The organism is Streptomyces sp. TS71-3, assembly GCF_018327685.1.
In the GTDB taxonomy this organism is placed as follows: Bacteria; Actinomycetota; Actinomycetes; order Streptomycetales; family Streptomycetaceae; genus Streptomyces.
The window spans coordinates 3233297-3253653 of sequence record NZ_BNEL01000003.1 but is presented as its reverse complement, the minus strand read 5'-3'; the positions used below and the strand labels follow the sequence as shown (position 1 = coordinate 3253653).

At 73.3% G+C, this 20357-nt stretch carries 16 protein-coding genes; 7 read left to right on the top strand and 9 right to left on the bottom strand.

Annotated features, from left to right (window positions below):
* Positions 1-412: 412 nt before the first annotated feature.
* Entirely contained in the window at positions 413-1036 is a 624-nt protein-coding gene (locus Sm713_RS37675; protein ID WP_212914421.1) for an N-acetylmuramoyl-L-alanine amidase, read from the top strand.
* Positions 1037-1143: 107 nt separating this feature from the next.
* Here Sm713_RS37675 and Sm713_RS37670 read toward each other — a convergent pair whose 3' ends face one another.
* The 9 genes from Sm713_RS37670 to Sm713_RS37630 form a co-directional block, all read right to left on the bottom strand.
* Positions 1144-1338, bottom strand: a complete 195-nt coding sequence (locus Sm713_RS37670) for a hypothetical protein (RefSeq protein WP_212914420.1) — start codon at positions 1336-1338, stop codon at positions 1144-1146.
* A gap of 706 nt (positions 1339-2044) precedes the next feature.
* Positions 2045-3418 (bottom strand): acyl-CoA dehydrogenase family protein, encoded by a 1374-nt coding sequence (locus Sm713_RS37665; protein WP_212914419.1) that lies wholly within the window; start codon positions 3416-3418, stop codon positions 2045-2047.
* Positions 3415-4689 (bottom strand): acyl-CoA dehydrogenase family protein, encoded by a 1275-nt coding sequence (locus Sm713_RS37660; protein ID WP_212914418.1) that lies wholly within the window; start codon positions 4687-4689, stop codon positions 3415-3417. The genes Sm713_RS37665 and Sm713_RS37660 overlap by 4 nt, the downstream gene beginning before the upstream one ends.
* Positions 4686-5684 (bottom strand): NADPH:quinone oxidoreductase family protein, encoded by a 999-nt coding sequence (locus Sm713_RS37655; RefSeq protein WP_212915105.1) that lies wholly within the window; start codon positions 5682-5684, stop codon positions 4686-4688. Before Sm713_RS37655 ends, Sm713_RS37660 begins: the two co-directional genes overlap by 4 nt.
* Positions 5685-5982: 298 nt before the next feature.
* Entirely contained in the window at positions 5983-7086 is a 1104-nt protein-coding gene (locus Sm713_RS37650) for a LacI family DNA-binding transcriptional regulator (protein WP_212914417.1), read from the bottom strand.
* A 124-nt stretch (positions 7087-7210) separates the two neighbouring features.
* On the bottom strand, positions 7211-8299 hold the full coding sequence (gene rhaS / locus Sm713_RS37645) for a rhamnose ABC transporter substrate-binding protein (protein ID WP_212914416.1): 1089 nt from the start codon (positions 8297-8299) through the stop codon (positions 7211-7213).
* Positions 8299-9459, bottom strand: coding sequence for an ABC transporter permease (locus Sm713_RS37640; protein WP_212914415.1), 1161 nt, complete (start codon positions 9457-9459; stop codon positions 8299-8301). The genes rhaS and Sm713_RS37640 overlap by 1 nt, the downstream gene beginning before the upstream one ends.
* On the bottom strand, positions 9452-10492 hold the full coding sequence (locus Sm713_RS37635) for an ABC transporter permease (protein WP_249416937.1): 1041 nt from the start codon (positions 10490-10492) through the stop codon (positions 9452-9454). The genes Sm713_RS37640 and Sm713_RS37635 overlap by 8 nt, the downstream gene beginning before the upstream one ends.
* Positions 10489-12096 (bottom strand): sugar ABC transporter ATP-binding protein, encoded by a 1608-nt coding sequence (locus Sm713_RS37630; RefSeq protein ID WP_212914414.1) that lies wholly within the window; start codon positions 12094-12096, stop codon positions 10489-10491. Before Sm713_RS37630 ends, Sm713_RS37635 begins: the two co-directional genes overlap by 4 nt.
* 359 nt (positions 12097-12455) lie before the next feature.
* Here Sm713_RS37630 and rhaI point away from each other — a divergent pair, with 359 nt between their 5' ends.
* The 6 genes from rhaI (at position 12456) to Sm713_RS37600 (ending at position 20285) form a co-directional block, all read left to right on the top strand.
* Complete coding sequence (gene rhaI / locus Sm713_RS37625) at positions 12456-13616, top strand: L-rhamnose isomerase (RefSeq protein ID WP_212914413.1); 1161 nt, start codon at positions 12456-12458, stop codon at positions 13614-13616.
* Positions 13617-13620: 4 nt separating this feature from the next.
* The gene (locus Sm713_RS37620) at positions 13621-15711 is read left to right on the top strand and encodes a bifunctional aldolase/short-chain dehydrogenase (RefSeq protein ID WP_212914412.1); all 2091 of its coding nucleotides are present in this window, start codon (positions 13621-13623) and stop codon (positions 15709-15711) included.
* Positions 15712-15804: 93 nt separating this feature from the next.
* Positions 15805-17271, top strand: a complete 1467-nt coding sequence (locus Sm713_RS37615; RefSeq protein ID WP_212914411.1) for a rhamnulokinase family protein — start codon at positions 15805-15807, stop codon at positions 17269-17271.
* Positions 17272-17371: 100 nt separating this feature from the next.
* A complete protein-coding gene (locus Sm713_RS37610; RefSeq protein WP_212915103.1) occupies positions 17372-18136 on the top strand; it encodes a (Fe-S)-binding protein in 765 nt (254 codons plus the stop codon).
* Entirely contained in the window at positions 18133-19641 is a 1509-nt protein-coding gene (locus Sm713_RS37605) for a lactate utilization protein B (protein WP_212914410.1), read from the top strand. Before Sm713_RS37610 ends, Sm713_RS37605 begins: the two co-directional genes overlap by 4 nt.
* Positions 19638-20285 carry an LUD domain-containing protein gene (locus Sm713_RS37600; protein WP_212914409.1) on the top strand — a complete coding sequence of 216 codons (648 nt, stop codon included), beginning with the start codon at positions 19638-19640 and terminating at the stop codon, positions 20283-20285. Before Sm713_RS37605 ends, Sm713_RS37600 begins: the two co-directional genes overlap by 4 nt.
* Positions 20286-20357 lie beyond the last annotated feature (72 nt).

The window sequence follows — 20357 nt, the reverse complement described above, 5'->3', positions numbered from 1 at the left end:
CCCGACCGATCTCGTCCATCGCCTCCCGAGCCGCCCGCGTCGCCCGCCAGCCGACTCCGGGGCCGGGCTCGGGGCAGGGGCCGGGAGCCCTGACCCGGCTCCGAGCCGCACTTCACGGTCCAACCGCCGTCCTCGTCGACATCGCTGCACCCGGCGCTCCACGGCTCCACGGCTCAGCCGCCTATCAGGCTTCGGGGGCCGCACCACGCTCCACCCGCCGAACCACACTCCGCCAGTCCCGCTCCATCAGGCTTCACTGACCGCACCACGCTCCACCTGCGACACCACGCTCTGCGCGTGTCGTACGTTCCACCTGCCCCACCACGCTCCATCCCGCTCCACCACGTTCCACCCGCTCCACCGTTCGGTTCGCTCCTTTTCCGCTGCTCCCCCACCGAGAGGTAGACCAGCAATGGAACGAGCAAGACGCACAAGACCCTCCCTGAGCCGGCGCCGGCTGCTCCAGGGGGCCGCTCTCGCCGCGGTGCCCGCCTCCCTGCTCGGCGCGGAGCCGGCCCTTGCCGCGGCGCAGGCAGTCGACTACCCGGGGGCCGAGTCGCGCCCGGCCAGCACGTCGAACTACACGGCGTCCAACCGCCCCACCAGCTATCCGATCGACCATGTGGTCATCCACGTCACGCAGGAGACCTGGAGCGACGCCATCGGGATCTTCCAGGATCCGGCGCGCGCGGTGTCCTCCCACTACGTGGTGCGTTCCCGGGACGGTCATATCGCCCAGTGCGTCCGCGAGCATGACATCGCCTGGCACGCGGGCAACTGGGACTACAACACGCGGAGCATCGGCATCGAGCACGAGGGCTGGGTGGACCAGCCGCAGTACTTCACGGACGTGATGTACGAGCAGTCGGCGCTGCTGACCGCGGAGATATGCGCCAAGTACCGCATCCCCGTCGACCGGGGTCACATCATCGGCCACCGCGAGGTCCCGGGCGCGACCCACACTGACCCCGGTCCGTACTGGGACTGGGACAAGTACTGGAACCTCATCCTCTCGGCGTCGCTGCGGGCCCACTGACGGCTCGGCCCAGTCCCCGGGCGGTGGCCGGCCTGCCGGCGGCCGCCGCCCGGGGCGGGCCGTGGACGGCCGGAGCCCGGGTCAGGGACGGGCGGGGCGCGTCCGGCTCAGGGGGTGAGGCGGCTGACGATGTCAGCCGTGGCGGTAAGCCCCTCCTGAATGGTGGGGGCCATGCTGGTGCTGGACAGGTAGAAGCCGAGCAGCGCGCACACCACCGCGTGCGACATCTTCAACGTGCCGTTCCGCACGAAGATCACGGCAAGGATCAGCAGCAGCAGTACCGCGGAGATGGAAATCGCCATCGTCACCCTCCAGGGCCATGCCGACGCCATGGCCTTCGGCCGTAAGTGTGGCCTAGCGCGGGCTCCGTCCGGGCGAGCGGCATGTCCTCCGAACGTGTATGACTTGGGTTGACGGCGGCGGGATCGCAGCGGCCCGGGAAGGGGGTGCCGGCGAGCAGACGCCGAGGTCAGCGGGGTTCGGGTGTGGGGAGGAACGCTTCCGGGACAGCGGGGGCGTCGGAGTTCGGCAAGTCGGAGCCGACGGCCGGTAGTTCGCCACCGGGGCGTCGGGGGCCAGGCCGGCGGTCCGTGGACGGCCGCGAGGCGGTTCCTCTGCCCCTGGGCGTGCGCGACGGGGACCATCCCGCCGCGGCACGCCATGAAGGCCATCCGGCGCAGCGTGGCGTGTTCCGCCGCGGGCAAGGAGCTGTCCGGGCAATGGGGAGCCGCCCCGGCAAGGCGGCCGGTGCCCGTGCCCCACCAGCTGAACGCCTTGCAGGCACGGTCGTGGCCCGGCCCTCCGCCAAGGGAGCGTGCCGCCACACGCGATGGCGGCGTCCCCTGCGACGGGAGTGGGGCCGGGCGGGCAGTCGTGACGGCCCGGTGCGACCACCGTCCGGCCACCGGCGCAGCCTCCGACCCCACCACCGGTTCGGAGACCGGCCGGCCCCCGATTGGGCCGCCGATCCGGCCACCCGTTCGGCGGCCGGCCCGCCCACCGGATCGTTCAGATCTCCTGAGGCCCCGTCAGGCCGGTCAACGCTCCAAGGTTCTCGCGGTGGTGGCCCGCCGTGCCGAGGGCGATGGAGTCGGCCTTGGCGCGTTTGAGGTAGAGGTGCACGGGGTGTTCCCAGGTCATGCCGATGCCGCCGTGCAGTTGGAGGGCCTCCTCGGCCGCGTGGACGGCGACGCCCGAGGCGTAGGACTGGGCGAGCGAGGCGGCGAGGGGGGACTCGGGGCTGCCGGTCGCGAGGGCGTCGGCGGCGTTCCGCGCGGCGGCACGAGCGTGGACGGTCTCCAGCCAGAGCTGGGCGAGGCGGTGCTTCAGCGCCTGGAAGGAGCCCACGGGCCGGTTGAACTGGTACCGGTCGCGCGTGTAGCCGACGGTTTCGACCAGGCACCAGTCGGCGACACCGAGTTGCTCGGAGGCGAGCAGTGCGGCGCCCGCGAGGAGGGCACGCCGCACCGCACCGTCCGCGTCGGTGGTGAGCAGGCTCCCGGAGGCCCCCGCGAGGGCCACATCGGCGAGCGGACGTGTCCGGTCGAGCGAGGTCCGGGCGGTGGCGGTGACGCCGTCCCCGTCCGCCTGCACCGCGTAGAGGCCGTCCTCGGTGGGCACGAGCAGGACGTCCGCGGCGAGGGCGTCCGCGACGCCGGTGATCCGGCCGTGCAGCGTCCCGTCCTCGAACCGGGCGCCGGACTCCCCCTGCGCGGCACCGGCGCGCTGCCCCATCCCACCCGACGACGCCGTCGGCGCGGTCGACAGGGGCACGGCGAGCACTCCGACGGTGTGGCCCGCGGCGAGTTCCCTCAGCAGTCCGGCCGCGGCGCCGTCGACGGAGCCGTCGGCCGTGCCCAGCCCGTCGGACCCCACGTCGGACGGCCCGTCGGCCGCCGCGTCCGGCAGGCACCCGAGGAGCGCCTCCGTGGCCAGGACCGCGCTGGTCAGGAAAGGGACTGGGGCGGCGGCACGGCCCAGTTCCTCCAGGACGACCGCCACCTCGCGGTGCGTGGCCCCCTGGCCGCCGAGGTGTTCGGGCACCAGCAGCCCGGCCAGGCCCATGTCCGCCGCGAGGACGGTCCAGACCTCCTGGTCGTGCGGTGCCTCCGACTCGGCGCGGGCGAGCACCGCGGCGGCGTCGCAGCGGTCGGCGAGGAGGCGGCGCACGGTGGCGCGCAGGGCCTCCTCCTCTTCGGTGTAGAGCAGGTCGGGCGTGGTTTCCGCCGTGTAGGGAGCCGAGCCGTCGGCGGTGCTGCCGTTCCCGGGTCCGGTGGCCGGGACGCTATCCGTTGCTGCGGCCGCGCCAGCGGATTCCGGCCGTGCGGGCACGCTGCTGCCCGCGGGCAGCGGATTCCCGGCGGTCTCGTGCGGCGTGCTCATCGGGCGAGGTCCTTCCAGGCGACGTCCTTGTCGGTGCGCGGCTCCGGCGGCAGGCCGAGGACGCGCTCCGCGATGATGTTCAGCAGGATCTCGCTGGTCCCGCCCTCGATGCTGTTGCCCTTGGCGCGCAGATAGCGGTAGCCCGCCTCACGGCCGGTGAAGTCCACCAGTTCGGGGCGGCGCATCGTCCAGTCGTCGTACAGCAGGCCCTCCTCGCCGAGGAGTTCCACCTCCAGGGCGCTGATCTCCTGGTTGAGCCGGGCGAACGCCAGCTTCATCCCGGAGCCCTCGGGACCGGGATGCCCGGCCACGAGCTGCTGCCGCAGCCGCTCACCGGTCAGGCGGGCGACCTCCGCCTCCGCCCAGAGGGTCAGCAGCCGCTGGTGGAGGTCGTGGGTGCGCAGTTCGGGGCGCTGCCGCCAGAGACCGGCGACCAGGCCGATCATGCCGCCCTCGCGGGGCAGCCGGGAGCCGCCAATGGAGACCCGCTCGTTCATCAGGGTCGTCTGCGCGACCTTCCAGCCCTCGCCGACCGCCCCGAGGCGGTGTGCGTCGGGGATGCGGACGTCGGTCAGGAAGACCTCGTTGAACTCGGCCTCGCCGGTGATCTGCCGCAACGGGCGCACCTCGACGCCGGGGGCGGTCATGTCGCAGATGAAGTACGTCATGCCTCGGTGCTTGGGCACCTCGGGGTCAGTACGGGTGACGAGGATGGCCCACCGGGCGAGATGGGCCCCGGATGTCCACACCTTCTGCCCGTTCACGATCCACGAACCGGACGCGGGGCCCGTGCCCCCGCCGGTGTCGGGGCCGTCGCCGCCCGCACCTCCGCCGCCGTGACCGGCACCGCCGCCGGCCGTGGCACCTCCCAGATCACGCACCGCCCGGGTGCCGAGCGCCGCGAGGTCGGAGCCGGCGCCCGGCTCGCTGAACAGCTGGCACCACACCTCCTCACCGGTCCACAGCGGCCGCAGGAAGCGCTTCTTCTGCTCCTCGGTGCCGAAGGCGAGGATCGTCGGCGCCGCCATCCCGAGGCCGATGCCGATGCGGCGCGGATTGTTGTCGGGCGCGCCCGCCGCGGCCAGCTCGGCGTCGACCACGCCTTGGAGGGAGCGCGGGGCCCCGAGGCCGCCCAGCCCCTGGGGATAGTGCACCCAGGCGAGTCCGGCGTCGAAGCGGGCCTCCAGGAAGGCCCGGTCCTCCGTGGTGGCCGGCGGGTGCGCCGCCAGCAGCTCCCGGGTGAGGCGGCGCAGTTCGGCGGCGTCGGTCATGCCGTCACCCCGTCCGCCGCGCCGAGGGCCTCGCCCGCCGCCGCGGGCAGGACGCACACGCGCCCCGTGGTCGTGCCGTCCGCGACCCGCTGGACCGCGTCGGCCGCGGCCGTGAGCGGCACCCGTTCACTGATCAGCGGGGTGACGGCGCCCTCCTCGACCAGGGCGGTGAGCCGGTCGTGGCACTCCAGCACCGTCTTCGGGGACCGGGCCGCGTACAGGCCCCAGTGCAGGCCGAGGACGGAGTAGTTCTTCACCAGGACGTGGCCGAGGGCCGGGCTCGGGATGGTGCCGCTGCTGAAGCCGACCACCACGATCCGGCCCTCGAAGGCGACGCACTTGGTGGACTGGGTGTATGCCTCACCGCCCACCGGGTCGTAGACCACGTCCGCGCCCTTGCCGCCCGTGTACTCCTTGACGGCGGCGACCACGTCGTCGGAGTGCCGGTCGATCACCAGGTCGCACCCGAGCCTCCGGGCCGCCTCGGCCTTCGCGGGGCCTCCGACGACGCCGACGACCCGGGCGCCGGCGGCCTTGCCGAGCTGGACGGCGGCGCTGCCGACGCCGCCGGCGGCCGCGTGCACCAGCAGCGTCTCGCCCGCCCGCAGCCCGGCCCTGCGGTGCAGGCCGAACCAGCCTGTCTGGTACGCGATGAGCAGCGCGGCGGCCTGCGCGTCGTCGAGCGCTTCGGGTGCCGGCAGCAGTCCCGCGGCGTCCGCGAGGGCGTACTCGGCGAAGCCGCCGTGCGGCAGGGCGCACGTGGCGATGACGCGCCGGCCGTCCTCGGTCGTCCCGCAGACCTCCACCCCGGGGGTGAACGGCAGTGGCGGGCGCACCTGGTACTCGCCGCGGCACAGCAGCGCGTCGGGGAAGTTGACGCTCGCCGCGCGCACCTTCAGCAGGACCTGGCCCTCGCCCGGCACCGGCGGCTCCGACTCCGCGAGGCGCATCACCTCGCGCGGCTCGCCGGTGTGGTGCACGTGCCATGCCTGCATGGGCGGCATGTGGGGCATAGAGGCCTCCACGGAAGGTCGTCGATCCGGGCTCCACGACATACTAAGCGGTCGCTTGCCCTTCTGAAAGAGACCTCGGCCGGGCCTCGCGAGCGGGCGGTCGGGACAAGCCAAGCCCGCTCACCGACCGAGGCCGGGGCCTCGGCCTCCGCCACCGAAGCCGCAGGCCCGACCCTCCCCGTTGAACCCGCGGACTCGGCTCTCCCCTGAAGCCGCAAGCCCGACCCTCCGCAGCGAGGCCACAGGCCCGACCCCCACCGAAGCCGCAACCCCGACCCCCTCAGCGAGGCCGCAGGCTCGACCTCCGCACCACCAGCTCCGGCTGGAGCACCACCCGCCGGTGCGCGTGACCCGTCACGCCCGCACCACCAGCTCCCGCACCCGCTGCCCCCTCTGCCCCCGCACCCGCGACTCCCCCACCGGCCATCCCCTCGCCCGCAACCCCCGCACCACCCGTCTCCGTCTCCTCCAGGAGGAGTTCCGCGGCCATCGCTCCCATGGTGACCGCGGGCTGGCGCACCGAGGTCAGCGGGACCGCGGCCGCGGCGGCGAACTCGATGTCGTCGTAGCCGACGATGGCCACCTCGTCGGGGACCGGGACCCCGGCCGCGAACATCGCCTGGAGCACGCCGAGCGCCAGCAGGTCGTTGGCGCAGAAGACCGCGGTGGGGCGGTCGGCGAGGCCCAGCAGCCGGGCGCCGGCGTCCCGGCCGGCCGCGACGTCGAGGCGTTCGGTCGGCAGCTCGTGCAGGGTCTCGGGCGGCAGCCCGGCCTCGGCGAGGGCACGCAGCGCGCCCACCCGGCGGTCCCTGACCTGGTTGAGCCCCGGCGGGCCGCTCACATAGGCGATGCGGCGGTGCCCCACATCCACGAGGTGCCGTACGGCCAGCGCGCCGCCCTCGACGTCGTCGACGGAGACGGAGCACTCCGTGGTGCCCTCCGCGACACGGTCCACCAGCACGAAGGGGATCCCGTGCCGCCGGAACGCCTCGATGTTGCGGCCGCTCGCGTCGGCAGGGGTGAGCAGCACGCCGCGGACCCGCTGCTCGACGAAGAGGGAGAGGTAGTCGGCCTCCTCCGCGGGGTTCTGCGCGCTGTTGCAGACCATCACGCCGAGACCGGCCGCACGGGCGGCGCGCTCGGCGCCGCGTGCCACGTCCACGAAGAACGGGTTGCCCATGTCGAGCACGAGCAGCGCCATGATGCGGCTGTGCCCGGCCCTGAGCTGGCGCGCGGACTCGCTGCGGACGTAGCCGAGGCGGTCGATGACGGACTGCACCCGTCGGCGGGTCTCCTCGGACACCAGATCGGGACGGTTGATCACGTTCGATACGGTGCCCACCGACACCCCGGCGTCCCGCGCCACGTCCTTGATGCCGACCATGTCTCGTCCCTGCTCCGTCCTGCCGTCGGTGGGCCCGGCGCGGGCGGGGGCGGCGCGGGCCGGTTGGGTGTCAGCGTATGCGCCCCGCGTCGTGCGAAGAGACCGTCACAGGCCGGCGCCGTCTTCAGAACCTGTACTGGTCGATGTTCTTCGCGTCGAAGACGGTCGGCTGGCCGAGGTCGATCACGCCCTTGGCGCCGACGGTGAAGCTGCCCATGTCACCGGCCTTCAGCGTCTCGCCCTGCGCGCCGGTGATCTGGCCGGAGGCCAGGGCCACGGCGGCGTGCGCGGCGAGGGCGCCCAGCTTGGTGGGGTCCCACAGCTCGAAGGCCTCGACGGTGCCGTTCTTCACGTACTGGCGCATGTCGTTGGGGGTGCCGAGGCCGGTGAGGCGGACCTTCCCCTTGTACTTGGAGCCGGACAGGTACTGGGCGGCCGCCTTGATGCCGACCGTCGTCGGGGAGACGATCCCGGCGAGCTTCGGGTGCTCCTGCAGGAGGCCCTGGGTCTGCTGGAAGGACTGCTGGGCGTCGTCGTTGCCGTAGGCGGTCTTGACCAGCTTCACGTTCTTGTACTGGGGCTTCTTCAGCTCGTCCTTCATGTACGAGATCCAGGTGTTCTGGTTGGTCGCGGTCTGCGCGGCCGACAGGATCGCGATCTCGCCCTTGTAGCCGATCTGCTTGGCGATCTGCTGGATCTGGGTGCGGCCGATGGCCTCGGCACTGGCCTGGGAGATGAAGACGTTGCGGCAGTCGGGGTTGGTGTCGGAGTCGTAGGTCACCACCTTGATGCCGTTCTTCATGGCCTGCTTCAGCGCGGTGCACAGCGCGCCCGGGTCCTGCGCGGACACGGCCATGGCGTCGACCTGCTGCTGCGTCAGGGTGTTGACGTAGGAGACCTGGCCGGACGTGTCGGTGGCGCTGTTCGGCCCGGTCTCCCGGTAGGTGGAGCCGAGTTGGCCGAGGGCCTTCTCGCCGCCCTTGTCGGCGACGGTGAAGTACGGGTTGTTGACCTGCTTGGGCAGGAAGGCGACCTTCAGGCCCTTCTTGGTGGCAGCGTTCGGGTCGGCCTTGGCACCCGATCCCGCGGCCTTTCCCGAGCTGTCGTGCTCGACCGAGTCCTTGGTGGTGCCGCCGCACGCCGTGGAGGCCAGGGCGAGGGAGGTGATCGCGGCGAATGCGACGCCGGCGCGGCGCAGTGCGGGAGAGAACATCATCGGTCCCTTTCGGACGTGCCTGGGAGGTGGTGCGGGAGGTGCCCGGTCCCCGGAGCGGGGACGGTGGCGGGCCTTGCGGCGATCTGCCGGGCGACGCGCGGGCCGAGCACGGAGACGACCAGCAGCACACCGGTGACCACGATCTGGGACTGCGCCGAGACGTTCAGCAGGCTCATGGCGTTCTGGAGCCCGCCGAGCAGGAAGACCCCGGCGATGGCGCCCCCGAGGGTGCCCCGCCCGCCGTCGAAGTCGATGCCGCCGAGCAGCACGGCGGCGACGACGGAGAGTTCGAGGCCGGTGGCGTTGTCGTACCGGGCGCTCGCGTAGTGCAGCGCCCAGAAGACGCCGGTGAGCGCGGACATCAGCCCGGTGGCCGTGAACAGCCACACCTTGTGCCGCTTGACGCGGATCCCGGCGAACCGCGCGGCCTCCTCGTTGGCGCCTATAGCGAACAGAGCGCGGCCGAACGGCGTGACGTGCAGCACCACGACGGCGACGGCGAGCAGCACCAGGAACGGCACGAAGGTGTACGGCACGAAGCTGCCGCCGATCCTGCCGGAGGCGAAGTCCAGGTACTGGCCCGGGAAGTCGGTGACGGCGTCGGAGCCGAGGACGATCTGCGCGACACCCCGGTACGCGGCGAGGGTGCCGATGGTGACGGCGAGCGAGGGCAGCCCGAGCCGGGTCACCAGCAGGCCGTTGACCAGACCGCAGACGACGCCGAGGAGCAGGCAGATCGGGATGATCGTCTCGATGGCCATGCCGGCGTTCCACAGCGCGCCCATGACGGCGCCGCTGAGCCCGGCCGTCGACGCCACCGACAGGTCGATCTCGCCGGCCACCACCAGCAGCGTCATCGGCAGCGCGATCAGCGCGATGGGCAGGGTGTTGCCGATCAGGAACGAGAGGTTGAGGGCGTTTCCGAAGCCGTCCACGAAGGCGAAGGAGAGCACCAGCAGGACGACGAGCAGCGCGCCCACGACGCCGTCCCAGCGCAGGGCACCGGCGCCTCGGACGGCACCCGGCAGGCCCCCGGCGCCCGGCGGCCGCCCCTCGCCCGGCGCGGGTGTCCCGATCTCAGGGCGTGTCCCGTCCCGCGGCGGGGCGTCGCGCGGGTCGCTCGGGCGGACGGCACGCTTCGGGGAGCTGTCAGCCATGGCGGGCGTTCCTCTTCTTCAGGGCCGCGGCCAGGCGCAGGGCGACCACCCGGTCCACGGCGATGGCGAGAACCAGCAGCACGCCGTTGATGGCGAGCACCCACACGGAGCTGACGCCGAGGGCGGGCAGCACGCTGTTGATCGAGGTGAGCAGCAGCGCGCCGAGTGCCGCGCCGTAGGCGCTGCCGGAGCCGCCGGTGAAAGCGACGCCGCCGACCACGACGGCACTGACGACGGTGAGTTCGTAGCCGTTTCCCGTGGCGGAGTCGACGTTGCCGAACCGGGCGAGGTAGAGGGCGCCGGCGAGCCCGGCGAGCGCTCCGCAGGCGATGTACGCGGTGAGGATCCTGCGGCGCACCTGGATTCCGGCCAGCCGCGCGGCCTCGGGGTTGGAACCCAGCGCGTACAGCTCGCGGCCGCCGCTGAAGTTCCGCAGGTAGTACGCGACGGCGGCCACCAGGACGAGGGCGATCAGCGCCAGGTAGGGCACCGCGCCGAGCCCGCCGGAGCCGAAGTCGGTGAAGCCGCCCGGCAGGTCGGAGGCGGTGATCTGCCGGGAGCCCACCCAGATCGAGTCCACGCCGCGGATGACATACAGCGTGCCCAGCGTCACCACGAGCGCGGGCACCTGGCCGAGGCTGACGAGCGCGCCGTTCAGCAGCCCGCAGCCGGCGCCGAGCGCGACCGCCAGCAGCAGCGCGAGCAGGGAGTCCCCGCCGCCCTGGAGGTAGTCGCCCGCGGCGAAGGCGCTGATGCCGAGGGTGGAGCCGACCGACAGGTCGACGTTGCGGGAGATCACCACCAGGGCCTGCCCGGTGGCCACCAGCACCAGGATGGTGGCGTTCAGCAGCAGGTCCTTGACGCCCTGTTCGGACAGGAAGTGGCTGTTGCCTGCCTGGGTGATCGCGATCATCACCAGGAAGACCACGAAGATGGCGAGTTCGCGCATCCGGAAGACCCGGTCCACGAGCCGGGTGGCGCCGCTGCGTTCCCGGCCCGCGGCGGGCGCGGGAGGCCGCTGGGTGAGCGTCACGCCGCCGCCCTCCCCGCGTCCCGGCCGGTCGCGGCGGCCATCACCGACTCCTCGGTGGCCTCCGCTCTCGGGATCTCGGCGGTCAGCCGGCCCTCGTGCATCACCAGCACCCGGTCGGCCATGCCGAGGATCTCGGGGAGGTCGGACGAGATCATCAGGACCGCGACCCCGTCGGCGGCGAGCCCCGACAGCAGCCGGTGCACCTCGGCCTTGGTGCCCACGTCGATGCCGCGCGTGGGCTCGTCGACGATCAGCACCCGGGGCCCGGTGGCCAGCCACTTGGCGAGGACGACCTTCTGCTGGTTGCCGCCGGACAGGGTGCCGACGGCGTCCGCCAGGCGCGCGTACCTCACCTGGAGCCGCACCGCCCAGTCGAGGGCCCGGCTGCGCTCGGCGCCGCGGTGCATCAGCCCGCCGCGGACCGTCCTGTCGCGGCCGGTGGGGGCGGTCAGCGCGGTCAGGTTGATGTTCCGCTCGATGGACATGCCCATCACCAGGCCCTGTGCGCGGCGGTCCTCGGGGACGAGGGCGAGCCCCGCGGCCATCGCGGTGCTCGGCGCGCCGTTGACGAGCGGCCTGCCGTCCACGTGCACCGAGCCCGCGTCCCAGCGGTCCACGCCGAACACGGCCCGCGCCACCTCGCTGCGGCCGGCGCCGACGAGGCCCGCAAGACCGACGATCTCGCCGTGCCGGACGGTGAACGACACGTCGGTGAAGACGCCTTCGCGGGTCAGCCGCCGCACGTCGAGGGCGACCTCGCCGACCCGGGTGTCCTGCTTGGGGTACAGCTCGTCGAGGTCGCGGCCGACCATCCGGCGCACCAGTGCGTCCTCGGTGAGGCCACCCGGGGCCGGCGTGGAGGCGTCAGGGCCTTGGCCGGCGTGCTCCGCCGGATCCTGGAACTCGCCCAGTGGATCGGTGGCCACCACGGCGCCGTCCCGCAGCGTCGTCACCCGCTGGCAGAGCCGGAAGATCTCCTCCAGCCGGTGCGAGATGAACAGCACGGCCGCGCCGTGCTCGCGCAGGGCGCGCACCACCCCGAAGAGCCGGGCGACCTCGCTGCCGGTGAGGGCGGCGGTGGGCTCGTCCATGATCAGGACGCGGGCGTCGAAGGAGAGCGCCTTGGCTATCTCGACGATCTGCTGGTCGGCGATGGACAGGCCGCGCGCGGGCTGGTCGGGGTCCAGCGGCACGCCGAGGCGGGTGAACAGCTCCGCCGCCGCGGTGCCCGCCGCCCGGTGGTCGACCCGGCGCAGGGAGCGGCGCGGATGGCGGCCCATGAAGATGTTCTCGGCCACCGACAGGTCGGGAAAGAGGGTGGGTTCCTGGTAGATCACGGCCACCCCGGCGTCCCGGGCGTCGGCCGGGCCGTGCAGGACGACCGGGCTGCCGTCCAGCAGCACCGTGCCGGCGTCCGGGCGGTGCACCCCCGCCAGGGTCTTGATGAGCGTGGACTTGCCCGCGCCGTTCTCCCCCGCCAGGGCGTGCACCTCGCCCGCGTACAGCCGCAGGGACACGTCCCTGAGCGCGCGCACGGCACCGAAGGACTTGCTCACCCCCTCCAGCGCGAGCACCGGAACGGCGTCCGGCTCCGATCGGGTCATGCTGCGACTCCACTCCACGAGCGATCTGCGGTGCGGCGTACCGCCGGCGGCCCGCGGCCGCCCCGGGCTCCCCGACCGCCCCGGGCCACCTGACCGCGCCGGACGCGCCAGCCCGCGGGGCAGCCCGGCCGGGGTCCGCCGCCGGCAGCCGACAGGGCCGGCGTCCAGGGCCCACTGTCATGAAATGATTCAATCAAGTGCCCGGGAAGCTAGCCTCCAACGAAGGCCCCGTCAAGGGTGAGCGCAGCGCCTTCACGTACCTCACCATGAACAATCCATAAACTCCGGGGCCTTGACGCCAGCCGCAATCAGGGCCAGAGTTCCTTGACATTGGATTGAATCGTTTTCAGAGGTGGCACATGCCCGATCTCTCGACCGTGAAGGCGGCGCTGGCGGCCCAGCACATCGAGACACCGTCCTGGGCCTACGGCAACTCCGGCACCCGCTTCAAGGTTTTTGCCCAGCCAGGCGTGCCCCGCACCCCGCAGGAGAAGCTGGACGACGCCGCCCGGGTCCACGAGCACACCGGCGTGGCGCCGACGGTGGCCCTCCACATCCCCTGGGACCGGGTCGACGACTACGCGGCCCTCGCGGCGTACGCACAGGAGCGGGGCCTCGGGCTCGGGGCGATCAACTCCAACGTCTTCCAGGACGACGACTACAAGCTCGGCTCCGTCGCCAACCCGGACCCGGCCGTCCGCCGCAAGGCGCTCGGCCACCTGCTGGAGTGCGTCGACATCATGGACGCCACCGGCTCGCGCGACCTGAAGCTGTGGTTCTCCGACGGCACCAACTACCCGGGCCAGGACGACCTGCACGCCCGCCAGGACCGGTTCGCCGAAGCCCTGGCCGCGGTGTACGAGCGGCTGGGCGACGGCCAGCGGATGCTGCTGGAGTACAAGCTCTTCGAGCCCGCCTTCTACGCCACCGACGTGCCGGACTGGGGCACCGCCTACGCGCACTGCCTGAAGCTCGGGCCGAAGGCGCAGGTCGTGGTGGACACCGGGCACCACGCGCCGGGCACCAACATCGAGTTCATCGTCGCCTTCCTGCTCCGCGAGGAGAGGCTCGGCGGCTTCGACTTCAACTCCCGCTTCTACGCGGACGACGACCTGATGGTGGGCGCGGCGGACCCGTTCCAGCTCTTCAGGATCATGTACGAGGTGGTGCGCGGCGGCGGCCTCGACGCCGGGATCGCCTTCATGCTCGACCAGTGCCACAACATCGAGCCCAAGATCCCGGCGATCATCCGCTCGGTGATGAACGTCCAGGAGGCGACGGCGAAGGCCCTGCTGGTGGACGCCGAGGCGCTGAAGGAGGCGCAGCTCGCGGGCGACGTGCTGGGCGCGAACGCGGTGGTGATGGACGCGTACAACACGGATGTGCGCCCGCTGCTCGCCGAGGTGCGCACCGACGCCGGGCTCGACCCGGACCCGCTCGCGGCCTACCGTGCGTCGGGCTGGCAGGAGCACATCGTCGCGGACCGCGTGGGCGGGACGCAGGCCGGATGGGGGGCGTAGGGCCATGACCCGCGAGATCAGGGACGCCGGGGAGACCGCGGACGCGCCGGCAGCGGCCGCGCGGCATCCACGCGTGGACGAGCTGCTGACCCGCTCCCACCGGCTGGGCGCCGACCCGCGCAACACCAACTACGCCGGCGGCAACGCCTCCGCCAAGGGCACCGCCACCGACCCCGTCACCGGCGGCGAGACCGAGCTGATGTGGGTCAAGGGCTCCGGCGGCGACCTGGGCACCCTCACCGAGCAGGGCCTCGCGGTGCTCCGCCTCGACCGGCTGCGGGCGCTCAGGGATGTCTACCCGGGGGTGGAGCGCGAGGACGAGATGGTCGCCGCGTTCGACTACTGCCTGCACGGCAGGGGCGGGGCGGCGCCGTCCATCGACACCGCGATGCACGGCCTCGTCGACGCCCCGCACGTGGACCACCTGCACCCCGACTCCGGGATCGCCCTGGCCTGCGCCGCCGACGGCGAGAAGCTCACCGCCGAGTGCTTCGGCGAGAGCGTGGTGTGGGTGCCCTGGCGCCGGCCCGGCTTCCAGCTGGGGCTGGACATCGCGGCCGTGCACGACGCCCACCCCGAGGCCATCGGCTGCGTCCTGGGCGGCCACGGCATCACCGCCTGGGGCAGCACGTCCGAGGAGTGCGAGCGCAACGCCCTGCACATCATCCGCACGGCGGAGCGGTTCCTCGCGGACCGCGGCAGGCCCGAGCCGTTCGGGCCGGTCCTGGACGGCTACCGGCCGCTGCCCGAGCCCGAGCGCCGGGAGCGTGCCGCCGCGCTCGCCCCGGTGCTCCGCGGCCTCGCCTCGCAGGACCGCCCGCAGGTGGGCCACTACACCGACAGCCCCGAGGTGCTCGACTTCCTCTCCCGGACCGAGCATCCCCGCCTGGCCTCCCTCGGCACCTCCTGCCCCGACCACTTCCTGCGCACCAAGGTCCGCCCGCTGGTGCTCGACCTGCCACCCACCGCCTCCCTGGACGAGGCGGTGGAACGGCTGAAGGAGCTGCACGCCGCCTACCGCCGGGAGTACGCGGCCTACTACGCGCGACACGCCCGGCCCGACTCGCCCCCGATGCGCGGCGCCGACCCGGCGATCGTGCTGGTGCCGGGCGTGGGCATGTTCAGCTACGGCAAGGACAAGCAGACCGCGCGGGTGGCGGGCGAGTTCTACGTGAACGCCATCCATGTGATGCACGGCGCGGAGGCGGTGTCCTCGTACCAGCCCATCGTGGAGTCGGAGAAGTTCCGCATCGAGTACTGGGCGCTGGAGGAGGCCAAGCTGCGGCGGATGCCCCCGCCGAAGCCGCTCGCGACCCGGATCGCCCTGGTGACCGGCGCCGGTTCGGGCATCGGCCGGGCGACCGCGCGGCGGCTCGCCGCGGAGGGCGCCTGCGTGGTGGTCGCCGACGTGAACGCCGGCGGCGCCGAGGCCGTCGCCCGCGAACTGGGCGGCCCGGACACCGCGGTGGCCGTGCACGCCGACGTCACCAGCGAGGAGCAGATCCAGGCGGCCGTACGGCAGGCCGTGCTCGCCTTCGGCGGGCTCGACCTGGTCGTGAACAACGCCGGCATCTCCGTCTCCAAGCCGCTGCTGGAGACCACGGTCGACGACTGGGACCTGCAACACGCCATCATGGCCCGCGGCTCCTTCCTGGTCTCCCGCGAGGCCGCCCGGGTGATGACGGCGCAGGGCCTCGGCGGCGACATCGTCTACATCACCTCGAAGAACGCCGTCTTCGCCGGTCCCAACAACATCGCCTACTCCGCCACCAAGGCCGACCAGGCCCACCAGGTGCGGCTGCTCGCGGCCGAGCTGGGCGAGCACGGCATCCGCGTCAACGGCATCAACCCCGACGCAGTGGTGCGCGGCTCGGGCATCTTCGCGGGCGGCTGGGGCGCCAAGCGCGCGGCGGTCTACGGGGTTCCGGAGGAGCGGCTGGGCGAGTTCTACGCCCAGCGCACCCTGCTCAAACGCGAGGTGCTGCCCGAGCACGTCGCGAACGCCGTCTTCGCGCTCACCGGCGGCGACCTGTCGCACACGACCGGCCTGCACATCCCGGTGGACGCGGGTGTCGCGGCCGCCTTCCTGCGGTGAACGGGCCGGGCGTCCGCACGGCGGACCGGCCGATCGGCACGGCGCGTCGCCGGGACCCGGCCGGCCGGGCCGGCAGGGGGTGAGCGGGCGGAGATGAGTGCGTTCGTGTGCGCCGCGGTCGACCTGGGCGCCTCCAGCGGGCGGGTGATGACCGGCCGGGTCTCCCCCGGCGGTCGCTGGGCGCCCGGGGGCCTGGCCCTCACTCAGGCGCACCGCTTCCCCAACCGGCCGCTGCGCCTGCCCGAGGGGCTGCGCTGGGACGTCCTGGCGCTGTACGGCGGGGTGCTGGACGGGCTGCGGGCCGCCGGGCCCGTCGACTCGGTCGGCATCGACAGCTGGGCCGTGGACTACGGCCTGCTGGACGCCGACGGCGCCCTGCTCGGCAACCCGGTGCACTATCGCGACGACCGCACCGACGGGGTGGCCGAGCGGGTGTGGCGGACGGTGCCGGCCGAGGAGCTGTACGCCGCGACCGGGATGCAGCACGTCCCGTTCAACACCCTCTACCAGCTGGTGGCGGCCCGTGGCAGCGCGCAGTTCGCCGCGGCCCGGCGGCTGCTGCTCATTCCCGACCTGATCGCGTACTGGCTGACCGGCGAGGCGGGCACCGAGCTCACCAACGCCTCGACCACCCAGCTCATCGATCCGCGCACCCGCGACTGGTCGTACCCGGTGGCCGAGCGGCTCGGCATCGACCTCTCACTCTTCGCGCCGCTGCGCCGGCCCGGCGACCCGGCGGGGCAGCTGCTCGCGGACGTGCTGGCCGAGACGGGCATGGCCGGTCCCGTGCCGGTCACCGCGGTCGGCTCGCACGACACCGCGTCCGCGGTCGCCGCGGTGCCCGCTCAGGACGGTGCAGCCTTCGCCTACGTGTGCACCGGCACCTGGTCCCTGGCGGGCCTCGAACTCGATGCGCCGGTGGTCAGCGAGGAGAGCCGCGCGGCCAACTTCACCAACGAGCTGGGCCTGGACGGCACGGTGCGCTACCTGCGCAACATCATGGGCCTCTGGCTGCTCCAGGAGTGCCTGAAGGAGTGGGGCGACCCCCCGCTGGAGCCGCTGCTGCGCGAGGCCGCGGCGCTGCCCGCACTGCGCTGGGTGGTGGACGCCGGGGATCCGGCGTTCCTCGCGCCCGGCGGCATGGAGCGGCGCATCGCCACCGCATGCCGCGAGCGCGGCCACCCCGTGCCGGCCAGCCGGGCGGAGGTGACCCGCTGCATCCTGGACTCGCTCGCCCTCGCCCACCGGCGCGCCATCGAGGAGGCCCAGCGCCTCTCGGGCAGGCATGTGGACGTCGTGCACGTCGTCGGCGGCGGCGCCCGCAACGCCCTGCTGTGCCGGCTGACCGCGGACGCCTGCGGCCTGCCGGTGGTCGCGGGGCCCGCGGAGGCGGCCGCGTTCGGCAACGTCCTCGTCCAGGCGCGCGCCCGCGGCCTGGTCGGCGACCTGCCGGGGATGCGCGCCCTGCTCGCCGCCACCCAGCAGCTCACCCGGTACGAGCCGGCCGGCGACCGGGCCGCATGGGACCGCGCCGCCGGCCAGGACGCGGCGGCATGGTGATCCGCCCGGATCCCGCCCCCGCCGTTGCGCCGCCCCGAGCGGCGACGCGTAGTCTGCATCCGTCCGAATCCATCCGATGACCACCGTGGAGGATCCCGCGATGCGTGTCGCCCTGTTCCTGACGTGCGTCAACGACACGCTCTATCCCGACACCGGTCGCGCCGTGGTCAAACTCCTGACCAGGCTGGGTGTCGAGGTGGACTTCCCGATGGCGCAGACCTGCTGCGGGCAGGCCCACTACAACACCGGATATCGGCACGAGGCCGAACCCCTGGCCCGGCAGTTCTCCGATGTCTTCAGGGACTACGAGGCGATCGTGGTGCCATCGGGGTCCTGCGCGGCGATGGTGCGGGAACTGTACCCGCGCCTCGGCGAACGGGCCCGCGCGGAGGGCCGCGGGGACGCGCTCGCCGAGCAGCTCGCGCCCGTCGTGCCGAAGACCTACGAACTCACGGAGTTCCTGGTCGACGTGCTGGGCGTGACCGACGTCGGCGCCTACTACCCGCACACCGTCACCTACCACCCCACCTGCCACGGGCTGCGCTCGCTGCGCCTCGGCGACCGGCCGCGTCAGCTGCTGTCCGCGGTCCGGGGCCTGGAGTTGGTGGAGCTGCCCGGTGCCGAGGAGTGCTGCGGTTTCGGGGGCACCTTCGCGGTGAAGAACTCCGATGTCTCCGCGGCCATGGGCGCCGACAAGGTGCGCAACGCCGCGTCGACCGGGGCCGACGTGCTGTGCGCCGCGGACAACTCCTGCCTGATGCACATCGGCGGCACCATGGCCCGGCTGGGCACGTCCGCCCGGCCCGCCCGCGCTGTCCACATCGCCGAGATCCTGGCGAGCACCGAAGAGGAGGCCCTGGCATGACCGGCACCTTCGTGGGAATGCCCGCCTTCCCCTCGGCCGCCAGAAAGGCGCTGTCCAACGAGACGCTCCGCGGCAACCTGCGGTACGCCACGCACACCATCCGTGCCAAACGCGCCGGTGCGGTGTCCGAGCTGGACGACTGGGCCGCGCTGCGCGAGGCCGGCCGGGAGATCAAGGACCAGGCGCTGCGCCACCTCGACCGCTACCTGCTCCAGATGGAGGAAGCGGTGACCGCCGCCGGCGGCGTGGTGCACTGGGCGGCCGACGCCGACGAGGCCAACCGCATCGTCACCGGCCTGGTGAAGGCGACCGGCGAGAGCGACGTCGTCAAGGTGAAGTCGATGGCCACCCAGGAGATCGGTCTCAACGAGGCCCTGGAGGCCGAGGGCATCCACGCCTACGAGACCGACCTCGCGGAACTCATCGTCCAGCTCGGCAAGGACAGGCCCTCCCACATACTCGTCCCCGCGATCCACCGCAACCGCGGCGAGATCCGGGACATCTTCACCCGGGAGATGAGCGAGTGGGGCCGCCCCGCCCCCGAGGGGCTGAGCGACACGCCCGCCCAGCTGGCCGAGGCCGCCCGGCTCCACCTGCGCGAGAAGTTCCTGCGCGCCAAGGTCGGCATCTCCGGCGCCAACTTCATGGTCGCCGAGACCGGCACGCTCGTCGTCTTCGAGTCCGAGGGCAACGGCCGGATGTGCCTGACGCTGCCCGAGACCCTGATCTCGGTGGTCGGCATCGAGAAGCTGGTGCCGACCTGGCGGGACATGGAGGTCTTCCTCCAGACCCTGCCGCGCTCCTCGACGGCCGAGCGGATGAACCCCTACACGTCCATGTGGACCGGCACCAGGGACGACGACGGCCCGCGGACCTTCCACCTGGTGCTGCTCGACAACGGCCGCACGGACACCCTCGCCGACCGGGTGGGCAGGCAGGCCCTGCGCTGCATCCGCTGCTCCGCCTGCCTCAACGTCTGCCCGGTGTACGAGCGCGCGGGCGGCCACGCCTACGGGTCGGTGTACCCGGGCCCGATCGGGGCGATCCTCAGCCCGCAGTTGCGCGGCACCGCCAGCGAGATCGACGCGTCGCTGCCGTACGCGTCCTCGCTCTGCGGCGCCTGCTACGAGGTCTGTCCGGTCGCCATCGACATCCCGGAAGTCCTGGTGCACCTGCGGGAGCGCGTCGTCGAGGGCGGGCCCGTGGTCCGGCAGGGTGCGAAGGTGACGCTCCGGCCGGCCCGCGGGCACGCGGCGGAGCGCGCCGCGATGCGCGCCGCACGCTGGGCGTTCAGCCATCCGGGCGCCCTGCGCGCCGGCCAGCGCCTGGCGTCCGGCGCCCGGCGCCTGACGCCCCGCACCCTGCCGGGACCGGGACGGGCGTGGACGGCGACCCGGGATCTGCCGGCGCTGCCCCCGGAACCGTTCCGCGAATGGTGGCGGCGCACCCGGCAGCAGGAAGCGGGCCGGCCGGCCCCGGCCGACCGCGGGGAGGACCAGCAGTGAGCAGCAGGGACGTGATCCTGGGCCGGGTGCGCAGGGCTCTCGCGGACGTGCCGGAGGACGAGGCGCCGTACGAGGCCGCCGTGCGCCGCGGCTACCACCGCAGGCACGGCCGGCGCACGACCGCCGAGACCGTGGACCTGCTGGCCGAGAACCTGGCGGACTACCGCGCGCTCGTGCACCGCACGGACACCGCGGGGCTGCCGGGGCTGCTGGCGCGGCTGCTGGCCGAGCGGGGCTCCACGTCGGTCCTGGTGCCGAGCGGCCTGCCGTCCGGCTGGCTGGCCGACCAGCCGGCCGAGCAGGTGCCCGACGCCGCCGGCGACACGCCGCACCGCCTCGACCGGGTGGACAGCGTGGTCACCGGGTGTGCGGTGGCGATCGCCGAGACCGGCACCCTGGTGCTGGACGGCGCGCCCGACCAGGGCCGCCGGCGCATCACGCTCGTCCCCGACCACCACATCTGCGTGGTCCGCGTGCCCGACCAGGTCGTGTCGTCGGTTCCCGAGGCCCTCGACCGGCTGGACCCCTCGCGCCCGCTCACCTGGATCTCCGGTCCCTCCGCCACCAGCGACATCGAACTCGACCGGGTGGAGGGAGTGCACGGGCCCAGGACCCTGGAGGTCGTGCTGACCCGCGAGGGATGAGGGCGGGCCGGGGAGCGCCGGGCGGGGAGTGAGGTCCGCCCTGCCGGGACCGGGAGAGCCGGGCGGCCTCCG